18 protein-coding genes and 1 pseudogene are annotated in these 14,391 nt (G+C 63.2%); 7 read left to right on the forward strand and 12 right to left on the reverse strand.

The window, feature by feature from the left end; all coding sequences use genetic code 11:
- Positions 1-4: 4 nt before the first annotated feature.
- On the reverse strand, positions 5-907 hold the full coding sequence (locus tag IV454_RS16130; RefSeq protein ID WP_206092271.1) for a c-type cytochrome: 903 nt from the start codon (positions 905-907) through the stop codon (positions 5-7).
- A 93-nt stretch (positions 908-1,000) separates the two neighbouring features.
- On the opposite strand from IV454_RS16130, the gene IV454_RS16135 reads away from it, so the two are divergent.
- The 6 genes from IV454_RS16135 to IV454_RS16160 all read left to right on the forward strand — a co-directional run bounded on the left by IV454_RS16135 (position 1,001) and on the right by IV454_RS16160 (position 5,074).
- A complete protein-coding gene (locus IV454_RS16135; RefSeq protein WP_206092273.1) occupies positions 1,001-1,921 on the forward strand; it encodes a DnaJ C-terminal domain-containing protein in 921 nt (306 codons plus the stop codon).
- Positions 1,922-1,924: 3 nt separating this feature from the next.
- Positions 1,925-2,254, forward strand: a complete 330-nt coding sequence (locus tag IV454_RS16140; RefSeq protein ID WP_054266906.1) for a chaperone modulator CbpM — start codon at positions 1,925-1,927, stop codon at positions 2,252-2,254.
- Positions 2,255-2,497: 243 nt separating this feature from the next.
- Positions 2,498-3,088: a type 1 glutamine amidotransferase domain-containing protein gene (locus IV454_RS16145; RefSeq protein ID WP_206092275.1), complete on the forward strand. Its 591-nt coding sequence runs from the start codon at positions 2,498-2,500 to the stop codon at positions 3,086-3,088.
- A 286-nt stretch (positions 3,089-3,374) separates the two neighbouring features.
- Positions 3,375-3,911, forward strand: coding sequence for an NADPH-dependent FMN reductase (locus IV454_RS16150; protein ID WP_206092277.1), 537 nt, complete (start codon positions 3,375-3,377; stop codon positions 3,909-3,911).
- A 139-nt stretch (positions 3,912-4,050) separates the two neighbouring features.
- A complete protein-coding gene (locus IV454_RS16155) occupies positions 4,051-4,530 on the forward strand; it encodes a hypothetical protein (protein WP_206092279.1) in 480 nt (159 codons plus the stop codon).
- A 10-nt stretch (positions 4,531-4,540) separates the two neighbouring features.
- Positions 4,541-5,074: a DUF5063 domain-containing protein gene (locus tag IV454_RS16160; protein WP_206092281.1), complete on the forward strand. Its 534-nt coding sequence runs from the start codon at positions 4,541-4,543 to the stop codon at positions 5,072-5,074.
- An 18-nt stretch (positions 5,075-5,092) separates the two neighbouring features.
- Here the strand turns inward: IV454_RS16160 and ampC are convergent, their stop codons facing one another.
- The 4 genes and pseudogenes from ampC to IV454_RS16175 all read right to left on the reverse strand — a co-directional run bounded on the left by ampC (position 5,093) and on the right by IV454_RS16175 (position 8,602).
- Positions 5,093-6,256 (reverse strand): class C beta-lactamase, encoded by a 1,164-nt coding sequence (gene ampC, locus IV454_RS16165; protein ID WP_370663788.1) that lies wholly within the window; start codon positions 6,254-6,256, stop codon positions 5,093-5,095.
- A 124-nt stretch (positions 6,257-6,380) separates the two neighbouring features.
- Positions 6,381-7,184, reverse strand: coding sequence for a class D beta-lactamase (gene blaOXA, locus IV454_RS33505; protein ID WP_370663789.1), 804 nt, complete (start codon positions 7,182-7,184; stop codon positions 6,381-6,383).
- A 183-nt stretch (positions 7,185-7,367) separates the two neighbouring features.
- Positions 7,368-8,222 (reverse strand): annotated as a pseudogene (locus IV454_RS33510) (M56 family metallopeptidase); the annotation flags it as partial.
- Positions 8,219-8,602: a BlaI/MecI/CopY family transcriptional regulator gene (locus IV454_RS16175; RefSeq protein ID WP_206092287.1), complete on the reverse strand. Its 384-nt coding sequence runs from the start codon at positions 8,600-8,602 to the stop codon at positions 8,219-8,221. The pseudogene IV454_RS33510 and the gene IV454_RS16175, both read right to left, overlap by 4 nt.
- Positions 8,603-8,875: 273 nt before the next feature.
- Here IV454_RS16175 and IV454_RS16180 point away from each other — a divergent pair, with 273 nt between their 5' ends.
- Positions 8,876-10,291 (forward strand): hypothetical protein, encoded by a 1,416-nt coding sequence (locus IV454_RS16180; RefSeq protein WP_206092289.1) that lies wholly within the window; start codon positions 8,876-8,878, stop codon positions 10,289-10,291.
- A gap of 796 nt (positions 10,292-11,087) precedes the next feature.
- Here the strand turns inward: IV454_RS16180 and IV454_RS16185 are convergent.
- The 7 genes from IV454_RS16185 to IV454_RS16215 form a co-directional block, all read right to left on the reverse strand.
- Entirely contained in the window at positions 11,088-11,282 is a 195-nt protein-coding gene (locus tag IV454_RS16185; RefSeq protein ID WP_206092291.1) for a hypothetical protein, read from the reverse strand.
- A gap of 39 nt (positions 11,283-11,321) precedes the next feature.
- Positions 11,322-12,440 carry a tyrosine-type recombinase/integrase gene (locus IV454_RS16190; protein ID WP_229522277.1) on the reverse strand — a complete coding sequence of 373 codons (1,119 nt, stop codon included), beginning with the start codon at positions 12,438-12,440 and terminating at the stop codon, positions 11,322-11,324.
- Between the two features lie 44 nt (positions 12,441-12,484).
- On the reverse strand, positions 12,485-12,691 hold the full coding sequence (gene xisR / locus IV454_RS16195; protein ID WP_206092295.1) for an excisionase family protein: 207 nt from the start codon (positions 12,689-12,691) through the stop codon (positions 12,485-12,487).
- Between the two features lie 43 nt (positions 12,692-12,734).
- Positions 12,735-13,094 carry a hypothetical protein gene (locus IV454_RS16200; protein ID WP_206092297.1) on the reverse strand — a complete coding sequence of 120 codons (360 nt, stop codon included), beginning with the start codon at positions 13,092-13,094 and terminating at the stop codon, positions 12,735-12,737.
- Between the two features lie 3 nt (positions 13,095-13,097).
- Positions 13,098-13,511 (reverse strand): hypothetical protein, encoded by a 414-nt coding sequence (locus tag IV454_RS16205; protein WP_206092299.1) that lies wholly within the window; start codon positions 13,509-13,511, stop codon positions 13,098-13,100.
- A gap of 62 nt (positions 13,512-13,573) precedes the next feature.
- The gene (locus tag IV454_RS16210) at positions 13,574-13,759 is read right to left on the reverse strand and encodes a hypothetical protein (protein WP_206092301.1); all 186 of its coding nucleotides are present in this window, start codon (positions 13,757-13,759) and stop codon (positions 13,574-13,576) included.
- Complete coding sequence (locus IV454_RS16215) at positions 13,756-14,352, reverse strand: hypothetical protein (RefSeq protein WP_206092303.1); 597 nt, start codon at positions 14,350-14,352, stop codon at positions 13,756-13,758. The genes IV454_RS16210 and IV454_RS16215 overlap by 4 nt, the downstream gene beginning before the upstream one ends.
- Positions 14,353-14,391: the final 39 nt, after the last annotated feature.

The following is a 14,391-nucleotide window of genomic DNA, read 5'->3' on the forward strand; positions in this document are numbered from 1 at the left end:
GCGCTCAGCGCTGCCCGCCGGCGCGCGGCGGCAGGCTTTGAAGGTAAGCGTGCAGCGCGCGCATGTCCATCTCGTTCATCTCGCCCAGCGCCGCGAACGGCATCACCGCGCTGATGCTGCTGCCGTCGGGCCGGCGCCCGCTGCGCAGCATCGCCATGAAGCTGTCTGGTGTGCGGTAGCGAATCATGGCGCTGCCGTGGCCCGGGGTCAGGTTGGCCGGCGCCGGCCACGCCGACGGCGTGCCGGGAATGCGTCCGCCCGTCAGGTTTTCTCCGTGACAGCCGATGCAGCTGTGCGCGACATAGGCGCCGTGCTCGATGGTGACGGCTGGCACGGCCGCCGGCGCCGGCGGAGCGCCGTGGTCGATGGTTTCGGCGGCGTCGCGCACCGCGCCGAAGGCGTACATCACTTTCACTGACAGCGGCAGGCGTACCTGCGCCGCCTGCCCGGGCACGGGTGCCAGCTGGCGCACGTAGGCGATGATGGCGCCCACGTCGGCGTCGCTGAGCAGGCTGTAGTCCTCGCTCGGCATGATCATCAGCGGCCGGCCATCGGGCTTGACGCCATGGCGCAGGGTGCGTACCCAGTCGCGCGTGCGGTAGCGCGTGATGGCGCTGTTGGCGCCGGCCGTGATGTTGGGCGAGACGATCCGCATCGTCCCGTCGTCGATGACGGCGGCGCCGCTGCCGTCGCGCCCGTGGCAGGTGGCGCAGCCGCGCGTGTTGAACAGGTAGCGTCCGTGTCCGATGCTGGCCGAATCCGTGGGCAGGGCAATGTCGGCCACGTCCAGCGCGATCCGGCGCGCCATCTTGCGCTCGCCCAGCCAGTTGCCGGCGCACACCGTCGCGGCGAGCGCCAATCCGAGCGCCAGCATGGCCAAGCCGATTCCCCTCAGCCACCCGTTCATGTCGTTTCTCCCTCAAAAATACGGCTGGCAAGCGTGCGCTGCGTTCGCCGGGTGTGTTGTAGGATGATTAAAACCGTTCCTGGAGCGCCGTTCGTGGAATACAAGGACTATTACAAGACCCTCGGTATCGACAAAGGCGCTTCCGCGGAGGAAATCAAAAAGGCGTACCGCAAGCTGGTGCGTAAATACCATCCGGACGTGAGCAAAGAGCCCGACGCCGACCACATGACCAAGGAAGTGAACGAGGCATACGGCGTGCTGGGCGACGCCGACAAGCGCGCCGCCTACGATGCGCTGGGCCGCAACCGGCGCGCGGGACAGCCTTTCGAGCCGCCGCCCGACTGGGGCGCGGGCTTCGATGGCGACGCGGCCGGCTCCAGCGACTTCTTTTCCGATCTGTTCGCCCATGTCGGGCGCCGCGCCCGCCCCGGCGGACCAAGCTTCCAGATGCGCGGCGACGATATCCACGCGGCCATCTCGATCGACCTGGCCGACTCTTATCACGGCTCGACCCGCGCCATCACCCTGCGCGTGCCCGAGCACGACGCCCATGGCAGGGTGGTGACGCGCGAGCGCGTCGTCAACGTCAAGATTCCCAAGGGCGTGCTGCCCGGCCAGCAATTGCGGCTGGCGGGCCAGGGCCATCCCGGCAGCGGCGGCGCCGGGGCGGGAGACCTGTTCCTGGAAATCGGCTTCCATCCCGATGCGCGTTACCGGATCGAGGGGCGCCATGTGTATGCCAGCGTGCCGGTGACGCCATGGGAAGCGGCGCTGGGGGCCGGCATCGACGTGCCCACGCCGTCCGGACAAGTGGAGGTGGCGGTGCCGTCCGGCTCGCAAACGGGGCGCAAGCTGCGCCTGAAGGGACGCGGCATTCCGGGAACGCCGGCGGGCGACCTGTATCTCGTTCTCGAGGTCGTCTTGCCGCCGGCAAATACGGACAAGGCTCGCGAGCTGTACCGCGCAATGGCACGCGATATGGCCTTCAATCCGCGCGCGCGGACGGGAGCATAGGGCATGGGCGAGATCGATATCGTGGGAGTGCTGCTCGACGACGTGGCGCTCGACCTGCACGAGCTGGCGCGCGCCTGCGGCGTCGAGCCCGACTGGGTGGTGCGGCATGTGGGCGACGGCTTGCTGGGCGCCGACGAGATCATGGCGCTGGGCCTGGACGAGGGCGCGCGTGTGCAGTGGCGTTTCCGCAGCGTCGACCTGCGGCGCGCGCGGCGGCTGGTGAGCCTGGAGCGCGATCTCGATGCCAACGAGGAAATCGCCGCGCTGGTGCTCGACCTGGCCGACGAGGTGAGCCGTCTGCGCACGCGCCTGCGGGTGCTCGGCGCGCTGTGAATGCAGGGCGGCGCGCCTGCGGCATCCGGTGGACATCGGCCATCTCCTGGCGCTTCGATGTAGTGACTATGCTACCGGTGGGCGCGCTTCGTTTGATGCATCACAATCGTGCTGGCCGGCGCTGCGCGCATCTTCTGCCGCGTCCGCTTTACAGCGCGCGCGAGGCGGGCGACACGTTGGCGCGATGGCTTTTACAATCCTCCTTCAATCTTGATGAATACTCGATAGTGCAAAGGAGTTCACATGCAGCAAAACAATGGCAAGGCCCTCAAGGGCAAACGGGTGGCGGTGCTGATGACCGATGGCGTCGAGCAAATCGAGGTCACCTCGCCGCGCAGTTTCCTGCAAGAGCACGGCGCCACGGTGACCTTGATCTCGCCCAAGGCCAAGGGTGACAAGGTGCAGGGCTTCAACCATGCGGACAAGGGCGACAGCTTCGAGGTGGACATGCAGGTGGGCCAGGCGTCGCCATCCGACTTCGATGCGCTGCTGCTGCCCGGTGGCGTGTCCAATCCCGACGCCTTGCGCCTGGACAAGGCCTCGATCGACTTCATCCGCGCGTTCGGCGCCGAGGAAAAGCCGATTGCCGCCATCTGCCACGGTCCCTGGACCCTGATCGATGCCGGCATCGCCAGGGCCAAACACATGACCAGCTGGCCGAGCCTGCAGAACGACCTGCGCAACGCCGGCGCCGAGTGGAGCGACGAGGAAGTCGTGATCGATGGGCGTCTTGTGACCAGCCGCAAGCCGGACGACCTGCCGGCGTTTAATCAGGCTTTTCTGAAATTGCTGGCGATCGATCCGGGGACTGCGGACCGGGGACCATCTTCGTAAGCCCATGCAAAAAAGCCCTTGACGAATCAAGGGCTTTCCGTGCTGCCGGCGGCGCGCTTGGCGAAACCGGCCCCGGTAACATGCCCGCTCACTCCAGCTTGCCTGCTTAACGGCTAACGATCCCGCCGGCTTGCCTGTTCGATAAATTGCAGAAAATTGAGCGGTCCCGCCCACAGGCGGGCATGACGCCCCAAGTGCATCAGGGCATTTGTGACGAAATGCATGACACGTGTCGATCGGTCGGGCTCTGTTACGATGGCGTCTCCCGATAACATGCGCTTAATGTATGAAGACTCTGATCGCCCTCTCAGGCAGCCTGCGCCGTGACTCGGCCAATACCGCGCTGCTGCGCGCCGCGCTCGCGCTGGCGCCGCCCGGTGTGCGCGTGGTGGTGTACGAGGGCACGCCCATGCTGCCGTTTTTCAATCCCGATATCGAGGCCGATCCGCCGTCGGCGGTGCGCGAGCTGCGCGCCTTGCTGAGCGCGGCAGACGGCGTCATCGTGGCCAGCCCGGAGTACGCGCACGGCGTACCGGGAGCGTTCAAGAATATGCTGGACTGGCTTGTCGGTTGCGCCGAGCTGGGTAGCAAACCGGTTGCGCTGATCAACACCTCGGCACGCGCGGTGCACGCGCAAGCGGCGCTGGCCGAGATCCTCACGACGATGGGATGGCGTGTGATCGCTGCGGCGTCGCCGGTGATCGCGGTTGCCAACAGGGGATTCGATCAGGCTCACATCGCGGCCGACCCGGCGCTGGCCGGGCCGCTGCTGATGGCCATCGGGGTGCTGGTGCAGGCCGACGCGGACATTGACGCCCCATGACGGATGTTGACTGTCCCCGATGTCGTTCATCCGCGCATACCGTGCCCAAGCTGTTGCTGATTGCAGCGCATGCGCCTGTGTACGGAGTCGACTTCGGCGAGGGAGGGCCTGGCCATATCAGCTGGCAAGCGATGAATGCTTGCCGGCGGCATTGAGGGAGTCGCCGCTCAGCCAGTTCGTCGATGGCCGCTATTGTGCCAGCTGCGGCATCGGCTTTGTTCCCGCCTCGCTGCAGTGGGTGCCCGCGCCGGGAAACAGCACGCAGGGCAGGGCGGCTTGCCTGCGTCCAGACGGCGCGCAGGCGGGGGACCATGCCGGCTACCTGCGCAATCCCGGACCACGGCCGGCATTTTCCAGGCTTGCGGAGCACTTGTGGGGCGCGGATGCCGATATCGATTCCGACGGCGATAGCACGCATCCCGAAGACGCCGGCTGGACCGGGCTGACCTTGATTTTGCGCGCCAGTCCGGACCGCCAGCGCGTCGACGTGGTTCCGGTGTCGCAAGATCCCCTGGTTCTGGCGATACGCTCTGCCGACGCCAGCCTGGCCGCTCGGGCGCTCGGGCATTTGCAGGAACATGCCGGCGGTACCATCGAGCGTTGCTGGCCGCTCGCATAACAAGGACACCATGAACACGATCGAGACGTTCGTCGAATCGGCCCGCGCTTTTTGCCAATGGGCCGAGGGCGATGTGCTGCCGGGCGAAGCCCAGATGAGCATCGCGCGCCGCCATCTTGCACGTTTGTATGCGCAGGCGCTGGATTTGCCGCCGCGTGAGTGCGATTGGGGCGATGACGCAGCGGAGGTATCCCACGAGGCGTGGAGCGCGATGTTCAGGCGCTTTGGCGCGCTCCCTGTCAACTACTATTCGGAGAGCGCCGATCCGCTCGCTGTTCCCTGCGGCGACACCATGATCGGCGATCTTGCCGATGACCTGGCGGACATATGGCGTGATCTGAAGCGCGGCCTTAACCTCTTCGATGGCGGCGACGCCAATGCCGCCGTGTTTCGATGGCGCGAACATTTCATCAGCCATTGGGGCAGCCATGCCGCCAGCGCTTTGCATGTGCTGCAGTGCTGGGAACAGGGCCGCCCCCGCGAGTATGCTGTTGCGCACACCGGTTTGCCGGATGCGGCTACTTGCGGGGATGACCTGCGCTGATCCCGGCGGGCAGCGTGTTTATGGTGCGAGTTGCTTCAGGATCGCGTGACCCGCTTTGACCCTTGCCGGAATCGGATAGTTCTTGTTCGCCAGGATCGCGATGCCAATTTTCTTCTCCGGCACAAAGGCGACGTAGCTACCGAATCCGCCCGTCGAACCGGTCTTGTCGAACAGGGTCTTGGCGAACGCCGCAGGCCCCACTGTGAGCCGCTTGGCCGCATTCGGCTCCATGATCATGGTCCTCGAATTGCCTGCCTGTAGTCGCTGCAAGGTGACGGGGTAGGGAAATTGCTCCCACCCGAGGCCCTGCACCATGGCGCCGACCTTGAAGTAGCCCACATGGGTGCCTTCCACCGCGCGCCGCATCGGCTCATCCAGCCGCTGCGGATCGATGTTCACCTGGACGAAACGCAGCACGTCCGCGGCCGTTGACCTGACGCCATACGTCTGCGCAACCAAGACGGCAGGGTCCATCCGGCGCGGCAGGTTGTCCTCGTCGTAACCCCATGCGTAATTGGCCATTTCACTCTCAGGCACGCGCACATAGCTGGTCTTCATGCCGAGTTGCGGAAACAGCTGTTGTTCCATGGCGTCGGAAAAGTCGCTCTTGAGCGCCAGCGCGGTGAGATGCCCGAACAGGCCGAGGCTGGGATTGGAATAGCGGCGTTGCGCGCCGGACGCAGCTTGCGGTTTCCATTGGCGGAAATAGTCGGTCATGGTGGCGTCCGTGACCTCATCGGGAAACTGCAGCGGCAGCCCGCTCCCGGTGTAGGTACCGAAATTGAGCACGCTCATCTTGTCGATCGGGCTGCCTTTCAGTTCCGGCATGTAGGTGCCGGGGTGCTCGTCCAGCGACAGCTTGCCGAGCACCTGCGCATACGAGGCCAGGGTCGCGGTGAGCGTCTTGCTGATCGACCCGAGTTCGAACAGCGTGGCGTCGCCCACCGGCGTATTGTCCTTGACCGATGCGAGCCCGTAGTTGAACACATGCGCCTGGCCGTCGACCGTCACCGCGACCGCCATCCCTGGCACCTTGTATTCGGCCATGATCGGGCGGATGGCTTTGTCGACGATGGCGCGGATGCGCGCGTCGCTGTCGGCGGCGTGGCTGTTGAGGGGAGCGAAACAGGACGCTACGATGGCAATGGCAATGCGCTTGGTGCGGTTGGGCGAGAGGGTCAACACGGTGTTCCTTTTCTGATGGATGGGATGCAAACGGGTACAGCGATCCACCCCCGTCCTTTTGCATGAGCGGGGTTGCGTGGCTTTCTTTTGTTACGGTTTTTTTTGTCCGGCGGCGATGCGCTTAAAGCGTGCCTAGCCGCGTTCGCAGGTCGCGCAGGAAGGCTTCCTTGACCCGGCCGCCGGCGAAGCCTTCTTGCCTGCGCTCGAGCGCCATGCGGGCGAACACGATCGTGCGCTGCCCCTTTCTGGCCCAACCAACGTACCAGCCGTACTGGTGATCCGGGTCGTCGCGCCCATCGGGCAGCACGGGCGACGCCGTGCCGGTTTTGCCGTGGATTTCCCATCCGTTGTCCAGCATCTCGGGCTGCATGATGCGGGCCGTCATGTCATACGCCTTGGGCGCAAGCGGCAACTGGCGGTTGACCACCTTGCGCAGGAAGGTCACCTGTTCGGCCGGCGATATTTTCAGCGATGAGCTGACCCACGACAGGACCAGACCGTTGTCCTTGCCCGGGTCGCCCGAGACATCCCGGTTGCCGTAGTCGAAGCTTGTCACGTAGCCATGGAAGCGCGCCGCGCCAAGCCGGGACGCAACTTGCTGGGCGTACCACAACACCGAATGCTTGAGCCAACTGCTCGGGTCGGTCGCCGTGCGCCAGGCCGGGTTCCAGTGGACGTAGCCCTTGCGAAACGGCATGACCGGGGTGTGTTCGTCTTCCAGGATGCCGCTGTCGTAGCCCATCAGGCTGACGGCGATATTGAATGTCGATGCCGGCGTGATCCGCTCGTCGCACTGGCCTTCGTGGACCAGGCGCTTGCCGCTGGCGGCGTCGGCCAGTTCGGTGCAGCTGATAGTGTCCGTGGTCGCGCCGGGGCTGACGGGCGTGGACGATGCCTGCGGCGCCGGCCCGGGCAGCGGCGGCACGGATTCGCCGCGCCAGGCGAATGTCGGCTGGAGCGCGAGGCTGCCCGTCAGGACGCTTGCGAGGGCGGCCAACGCGGCAAGCCGGGTCCAGCGCCGGTGCGGCATGGCGCCCGGTTCGCGGATCAGGGCGATCCTGCCGGCAAGGGTGGGCGCGCTGACGGCGCCAAATGCGAGGGCGTGGGTAACCGGCGAGCGTTGCAGTTTTAACTGCACCACCAGGGCCGCCGCGTAGGCTTTGCGCTGGATGGCTGGACGGCCGTCGAGGACATCGCGGTCGCAGCCGAGTTCCAGCGCCCACGACAGGTTGGCGCGCAGCAGCCGCATGAAGGGATTGAACCAGAGCAGGGTTTGCAGCAGGATGCTGGCGCTGATCCAGTGCAGGTCATGGCGCCGCAGGTGGGTCAGTTCGTGTTCCACCATCATTTGCTGTTGTGTCGTCTCGAAGCTGCGCAGGTGCGCGGGCAGCAACAGGCGCGGCTTGAAGAGGCCGAACAGCATGGGCGAGATCGGTGCGTCGATTTCGATGACGGTCGGGTCCAAGGGCAGGGGGCGGATGAAACCGTCGTGCTGGTGCGGAGCGCGCAGGCGGCCGCCGCTCGCGGCCAGGCTGTTGAGGATGCGGCGCGCCTCCAGCAGCCGGGCAAGCGCGTAGCCAAGGCCGAGCAGGTAGCACAGCAGCCAGGCGTGGGCGCCCAGGGCCAGCCAGGAACGCTCGGCAGTCTGCGCGCCGGGAGCGCTCGATGCGCTGGCGGTGCTGTTCGACGTGGGAGCCTGCTCCGCAATGGCGGGGTGCGCTTGCGTCACGCTCTCGATTTCGATGGGCGGGACCAGGCGCAGGCGCTCGCTGTGCGGCAGCAGGATCAGCAGGAAGGCCGCCACGATCGTGACCTGGGCGAGCAGCCAGGCCGAGCGCTGCGAGGCGAGGGCGGGCAGGGCGCGCCGGCACAGCGCCATCACGGCCCACACGGCCAGTCCGGCGGCGAGGCAGCCGCCGCTGGCCAGCAGGAACCGGAACATCAGCAGATCGGTTGGCGTCATTTTGTGCCGCCATCGGTTTCGGGCCAGTCCTGCAGCAGTTGCTCCAGTTGTGCCAGTTCGGCGTCATCGACCAGCTTGCTGCCGGTGAACATATTGACCGGGAACGGGCTTGCCATTTCCATGACGCGGGTGCCGAAGTCGTGCGCAAAGCTGGCCAGGGTGCCGACTTTTTCGAGGGCGGCTTCGTACACTTGCACGCCGTGCAGGGTGGCCTGGCGCAGCGAGCCCTTGTCCAGCATGCGCTCCAGGGTCTTGCGGGTCGATGAGTATGACCAGCCAAGTTCGTCTTCGATCTGCTGGTGGATTTCGCGCGCGCTGAGCGGCTGTTGTCGCCACAGCGCCTTGAGGATGATGAGTTCGGAGATCGAGGGGATGGCCATAGAATGCTCTTTGTGCGACGGGTGACGCCATTATGCGACATATGTCGCAGGAGCGTCAAGAAAGGATGTGGATGGTTGCGCTGGACAGTTTCATAACGCAAGATCCACGAGGTGAATTTGTTCCTCACTGTTGGGGTGTGATAAAGTCGGCTAGGTTATTGATACCTAATGCCAAAAAGCGGTAATCACATGATCAAATTTTAGCGGCACAGCGCGGGACATTACACCTTTTCGGGTGTCTACATCGTTAGGGCCCATGAACACCAAGGGTGCATGATTCAACTCACAGAGCAATCCTCCGATATCTTTAGCAAGCGGCTGACCTATGCGGCTTGCGCCTTGTGGCTCGTGTCTTTGGCGCTTCCTGGCTTCATGGTCGACTCCCGCGCCGAACCTTTGTTTGGCGGGATGATTCTCCTGCTCGGACCCCTGTTCGGCTGGGCCGTTGGTGGGTGGGCGGTATACGCGAACATCTTCTTTCTTGTGGCAGCCGTTGCACTTTTCTTGGGGCGTCGGCCGCGCGGATCGGTATTAACGATGCTCGCGCTTGCAGCCACGCTGCCGCTTTTCGAAGGCGTCATTCGAGATGAAGGCTCAGGGACAATACTTCCGGTAGTGGGTTGGGGCTGGGGAGCGGTCCTCTGGATCTTCTCTCTTATTGTGCTAACCACGGCCGCAGCCACCCGAACGCAGCTACTCTCTCTCCTGGGTGCCAGCGTCGTGCTTGGCCTGCTGCTGGTGAGCCTCGTGGCGACTGCCGGTTTCCATCTGAATCAGCGTTCCGCCGCAAACTCTCAAGAACGCAGCCTCTACTTGTCGGGGGGCATGGCCTTCACGCGTGTGCCGCCATGCGACCTGCCGTTGACATCCGTCGACGCGCCATTATTGCCGAGCAATGCAATTGTGGCACTGGACGTCGACCCGGAGTTGGTCAATGCCGCAGGAAGCACGCCATATCTGTGGCTGCCGAAGCTGCCGAACTACCAGAACAGCGACTCTGCGTGGGTCACATTCAGCGATCCAGTCGTTTCAAGCGGCGAAGTGATGGTCCGCGTTGCCATTAGCCCGGATCGTCCCGTCCTCCAAGCGCGAAAAACTCAGCAAGGCGCTGTCCTGCGACTTCTCAGCCGCCCTTCGGGGCCCGTCCTGTACGAGCAGAAGCTAAAGGTAACGTCTACTCTTGGCGGAACGCGGCTGTACTGTCCAATGTCAACTCGGAGTTTCACTGGGCTGCGAGTTGGTTACGACACTAACGTTCTGCGAGCCGTGGGGCAAGAAGAATACGGCGCGCCGCGACGGGAGAAGCTGGTCGAGGAAGACGCTCGAATTCCTTGTAATCTGAGTGCAGAGGACAAAGACGGGACGGAGGGGTTAAGGGATTGGGACGGCCGGCAAGTAATCCTGCAGCCAGAGTCGGTCCGCTCCAGGCCCGGCTTCTGTTCAGATACATACATCGTGCTCACTTACATCAGCGATCATTCCGCCGGCGGTTTGAAAGATCTAAGCCCAATTGCCCAGGTGTTTGATCGCAAGACACTCCGCCCCCTCGCTGCATTTAATGACCGACGCGTGTGTCCGACTGTGCATTGTGAGGAGGCACCTCGTGTGACCGCGCGGGGTGTCCGTGTATCGGACGCTCAGATTATTATTGAGACTACTTCTGGTGATCTGGTAGCAACGCGGTTGTAGAGCGCCCTTACAGGTCGATTGGAATGACATTCTATCGACAGCCGGTCATTTCCGAAGTGAGCATTCCAGTGAATACGCTATGTCCGCAATGGGGCGCGGATTCAACCGGTGGTCGCAACACGCTAACCTGAAAGCACAAACAATTCGCGGAGGCGGAGGCTCGCTTGGCCGGTGATGAGGTTCGACTATCGCCGCGCAGTTTTCATTTCCGCTAAAATTATTCCATGAAGCAAAAACCGCCCTTCAGGCGACTTTTTCGAATGGGGGAGAAGGCGAAAGGCAAGAAATCGCCAAGGCGATTTCCTTTTAGTCAGGGAATCGGGGGGCCTCGCGCTTGCAAGCGCAAGTCGCTCCATCGGCGCCGGGCATGCCCGGCGAATTCCCGATTCCGCCCCGCGTCCCGTGGCTTCGGTTCCCGCCGCCCCTTAACGCAAGCGAAAAAAAACCGCCATTTGGCGGTTTTTTGCATACGGTGGTGGAGGCGAAAGGCAAGAAATCGCCAAGGCGATTTCCTTTTAGTCAGGGAATCGGAGAGCCTTGCGCTTGCAAGCGCAAGTCGCTCCATCGGCGCCGGGCATGCCCGGCGAATTCCCGATTCCGCCCCGCGTCCTGCGGCTTCGATTCCCGCCGCCCCTTAGCGCAAGCGAAAAAAAACCGCCCATTGGGCGGTTTTTTCGGCATACGGTGGTGGAGGCGGCGGGAATCGAACCCTCCGTTTTTCAGCATGTTTTCATAGAGGAGAGTGTTGGTAAAAACCCACCGCGTGTCGTCCGCGTGTCGTTCGCTGGAAACCTCCTCAGACTTGGCGCAGGACCTCATCTGCTACCCCGATTGCCTTTTGAGCGAGCTGCTCGGGGGTGAAGCTGTTAGTGTTAGCTAAAATCCCCTGCATTGCTGCTGCAATAAAGTACTCGCGGACCGTCAATCCGAAGTTGCTATTGCTGCCTGGCGTTAGTGGAAATGCCGCCCTGTCGCTTTGCTTCTTGAGCATATTCTTCCTTCGATCAAAAGTTATATTAAGTCACGATAACTACTTTGCAATTTTAACTGCATCCGGACTCCAGTCGTTTACGGGTTTGTACTGACCTGAATCTTTGTTCGGCATCCACTTGCCGTAATGGCGAAACACCATCTCGACGTCGACGTGACCCATCTGCTTTGCAACCCACCAAGGATTCTCACCAGCCGACAACATGCGCGAGGCGTAGGTATGTCGTGTCTGGTACGGATTGCGGTATCGCACGCCCGCCTTCTTGAGGATCGCGGTCCAGCATGTCTTCCGGATCTGGGCGTCCGTCTCCCAGGGCGTGCAGGTACGCGGATTGTGAAAGACCCTACCGCCGATCAGAAAGGTGTGCTCCTTCTGCGCCTGCAGCGCGGCGCGCGCCAGCGGCAGCATGAGCACGTCGCGCTTGCCGGCCTCGGTTTTTGTTCCTTTCTCGGTCTTAGCCACCACCGCGCGCTGAACGCGCACCTGGCCGTGTATCCAGTCGATGTCCCCCCATTCCAGCCCGATCAGCTCCGACGTACGTAGGCCGGCCCAGAAAGCGAACTGGAACAGGTTGCGCGCCTCGCCAGTCGCAGCGGCCAAGATCGCGCGCACCTCCAGCTCGTCGAAGGGATCGACTTCATACACCGTCTTCTTGGCCGTCCTGGTCAGCAGCTTCTTCAAGGCGATCTTGTCCAGCGGGTTCTGCTCAATCAGCTCATCGTTGACGGCATCGTCCAACACCGAGCGCAGCACCGACAAGATATTGCGCGCGGTCTTAGCCGTGACGCCCAGGGCGCCCACCCACTCCCGCACTGGCGCCGGCGTCAACAGCCTTACCTCGATCGCCCCGAACTGCGGCAACAGGTGACCGTCGATTATCTTGCGGTACCCGTCCCGCGTCGACGGCGACATTTGCCCATGAGCGGCAGCATGTTCATAGCCGAGCATGTGCGCGCGCAGAAGATCACCGATTGTCTTCTTGGTTACGACGTGCCCGAACAGCACCGCACGCGGCGAGTCCGGGAAATAGTCGTGGTACTTGAACGATTCGCTGATGATCTTGCGGCTGATCTCTGCACGCAGGCCCTCCGCATACCTGATGTTTGCGGCCGTCGGTTCCAGCCGCAAACTTTCACGGCATCGCACGCCACGGAACACGAACGCAATCTGTAACGACTTGACGTTCTTGTGTTCCCGGATGCTTACCCCGCGCGGAGGACGCTTATCGCTGACCGGCTTCCCTGTTCCACCCATTTTTCCACCGCTTCCACGTTGATCCACAAATTGCCGTCGCCGGCGATCTTGCTGTGGATTCCATCGATAAATTGCCCTTTGCGGCGCTTCGAGTGCACCGCGTCAGATGTTTCACCTGAGAGCTCGCAATATTTTTTCAGTTTTACCCAGCGCATGAATGGGCTCCTTTCATTATTGATTCAGCATTCGGCATGGGTTTCATCCTGCGCGCCCCTTTCTCGCGGACGCTTCGATCGCCACAGCCCACACGCGATCACTATCCTGGCGAACCATGTCGCGCGGTGCGATACCCGATGCTTCCAGCTGGTCATCGATCTCCTCTTCGATTGCGCTGCTGATGGCATGCGACGCCGTTACCGGCACGAGCGCCATACCGGCGGGGGCCCCGCGTGCCGCCTCTACGGTTAAGCGATCAATGATCTTCGCTAATTCCTCTGCGTACTTGGCTGCGTACAAATGCATGTGCGTGCTATCGAACAGCGGCCCGAGGTTCGGGTGGTTGACCAGCGGGGCGGGCAAGGCCGGCATCGTCATAGTTTCATTGCTTGATTTGCTCACGGCTCACCTCTTATTGTTGAGACTGCGGATAGCGGCGTCGATGGCGTTGTCGAGCTTGTCGGCGATCATGTTCTCGCACATATCGAGGATCGGCAGATCATTGAACTGCGGCCCACATGCGCGCAGCCACCGATACCGCTCTGCGTCCCGCTGATCTTCCAGCGCGGCGTTGCGCACGTCCGTAGCGCCGCTAGCCGGACCGGCCATCAGGTTCAGCAGGTCGAGCAGCGCCGCGTCGGCGCGCGGGCCGCTCTCGCAGTTGCGCGCCCAGTCTTCCAGCGCTCTGCGCAGCAGCGGCGTCATCGTGATGCACGGCGCCTCCGCGTTCTTGCAGCCGGCGGAATGCGGCTGGTCCTTCTTCGCGCAGCACAGGGGGCAGCTTGGCGCGGCCTGGGTAGGATTATTCAGGTTGTTCATTGGGCTTACCTCCGTGTGGAATTTGCTAAGGGTCGAGGCCGACGGGTTCGAGGTGCTCGCATTCATGGTGCGGTCCTCGTCATTTCTTCCAGCTCGTCGGCCACATCAGCCGCCATGCTGGCGCATGTTTGCAGCGCATCCGCCTGGCTCTCAGACTGCAAGATCGGGATCGCGGCCAGCAGCGCGCTGATCACGTTGGCCAGGCCAGCCAGGCGCCTAACGCCTACTTCGTCGATGTCGGCGCTCATGCTGCACCGCCTTTCGTAGTGGCCAGATAGAAAAGGTGGGCGTTGGTAAAGCGGCCGGGACGCAGGCCATCGAACCAGGCGCTATGCAACGGCCCGCCGTCGAGGCGATCCAGCACGGCCGGCTGCGCGTCAGCAAAAGCGCGCCATGCCGCTTCATCGCCGCCCATGCCCGACGGTTTGAGCTGCGGATAGGCGCTGGTGATGCCTTCGCTGCGCACCTGCTGCACGATGTCGAAGAGGGTCGGCGCCAGCGCGCCGCGCCCGTTCAGCATCACGTCGAGTTCGCGCACCAGCTCGTCGTGCGCGCCAGCTGCTTCGAGTTCGTCGCGCAGCCGGCCGCATTCCCGCTTGTGGTCAGCAGCGTAATCCACCAGCCCATTCACGCCGCAGTCAGGAATCGATTCGATGTGCTCAAGCGCCATGCCGTCGAATGCATTCCAGCACGCAGCCAAGCGCCGGGCGTCCGCCGGTTTAAGCACCAGGGCGACTTCGCGCATGCGGTTCGCAGCATCAGCGCCGGCCGGCATCAGCCAGGCGTCGCCCAACACCTCGCTGATCTTGACCTGTATCAGGCCTTGAGTAAGTTGCGTCATGCTGGAACTCCGTGAACCAGGTGCAGGGCTGGGCGTGTG

The sequence above is a fragment of the Massilia antarctica genome (assembly GCF_015689335.1).
In the GTDB taxonomy this organism is placed as follows: domain Bacteria; phylum Pseudomonadota; class Gammaproteobacteria; order Burkholderiales; family Burkholderiaceae_D; genus Telluria_A; species Telluria_A antarctica.

Coding starts and splice junctions, on each gene's coding strand:
- IV454_RS16130 (WP_206092271.1), bottom strand. CDS start 907: ATGAACGGGTGGCTGAGGGGAATCGGCTTGGCCATGCTGGCGCTCGGA.
- IV454_RS16140 (WP_054266906.1), top strand. CDS start 1,925: ATGGGCGAGATCGATATCGTGGGAGTGCTGCTCGACGACGTGGCGCTC.
- IV454_RS16145 (WP_206092275.1), top strand. CDS start 2,498: ATGCAGCAAAACAATGGCAAGGCCCTCAAGGGCAAACGGGTGGCGGTG.
- IV454_RS16150 (WP_206092277.1), top strand. CDS start 3,375: ATGAAGACTCTGATCGCCCTCTCAGGCAGCCTGCGCCGTGACTCGGCC.
- IV454_RS16160 (WP_206092281.1), top strand. CDS start 4,541: ATGAACACGATCGAGACGTTCGTCGAATCGGCCCGCGCTTTTTGCCAA.
- IV454_RS16175 (WP_206092287.1), bottom strand. CDS start 8,602: ATGGCCATCCCCTCGATCTCCGAACTCATCATCCTCAAGGCGCTGTGG.
- IV454_RS16180 (WP_206092289.1), top strand. CDS start 8,876: ATGATTCAACTCACAGAGCAATCCTCCGATATCTTTAGCAAGCGGCTG.
- IV454_RS16185 (WP_206092291.1), bottom strand. CDS start 11,282: ATGCTCAAGAAGCAAAGCGACAGGGCGGCATTTCCACTAACGCCAGGC.
- xisR (WP_206092295.1), bottom strand. CDS start 12,691: ATGCGCTGGGTAAAACTGAAAAAATATTGCGAGCTCTCAGGTGAAACA.
- IV454_RS16205 (WP_206092299.1), bottom strand. CDS start 13,511: ATGAACAACCTGAATAATCCTACCCAGGCCGCGCCAAGCTGCCCCCTG.
- IV454_RS16210 (WP_206092301.1), bottom strand. CDS start 13,759: ATGAGCGCCGACATCGACGAAGTAGGCGTTAGGCGCCTGGCTGGCCTG.
- IV454_RS16215 (WP_206092303.1), bottom strand. CDS start 14,352: ATGACGCAACTTACTCAAGGCCTGATACAGGTCAAGATCAGCGAGGTG.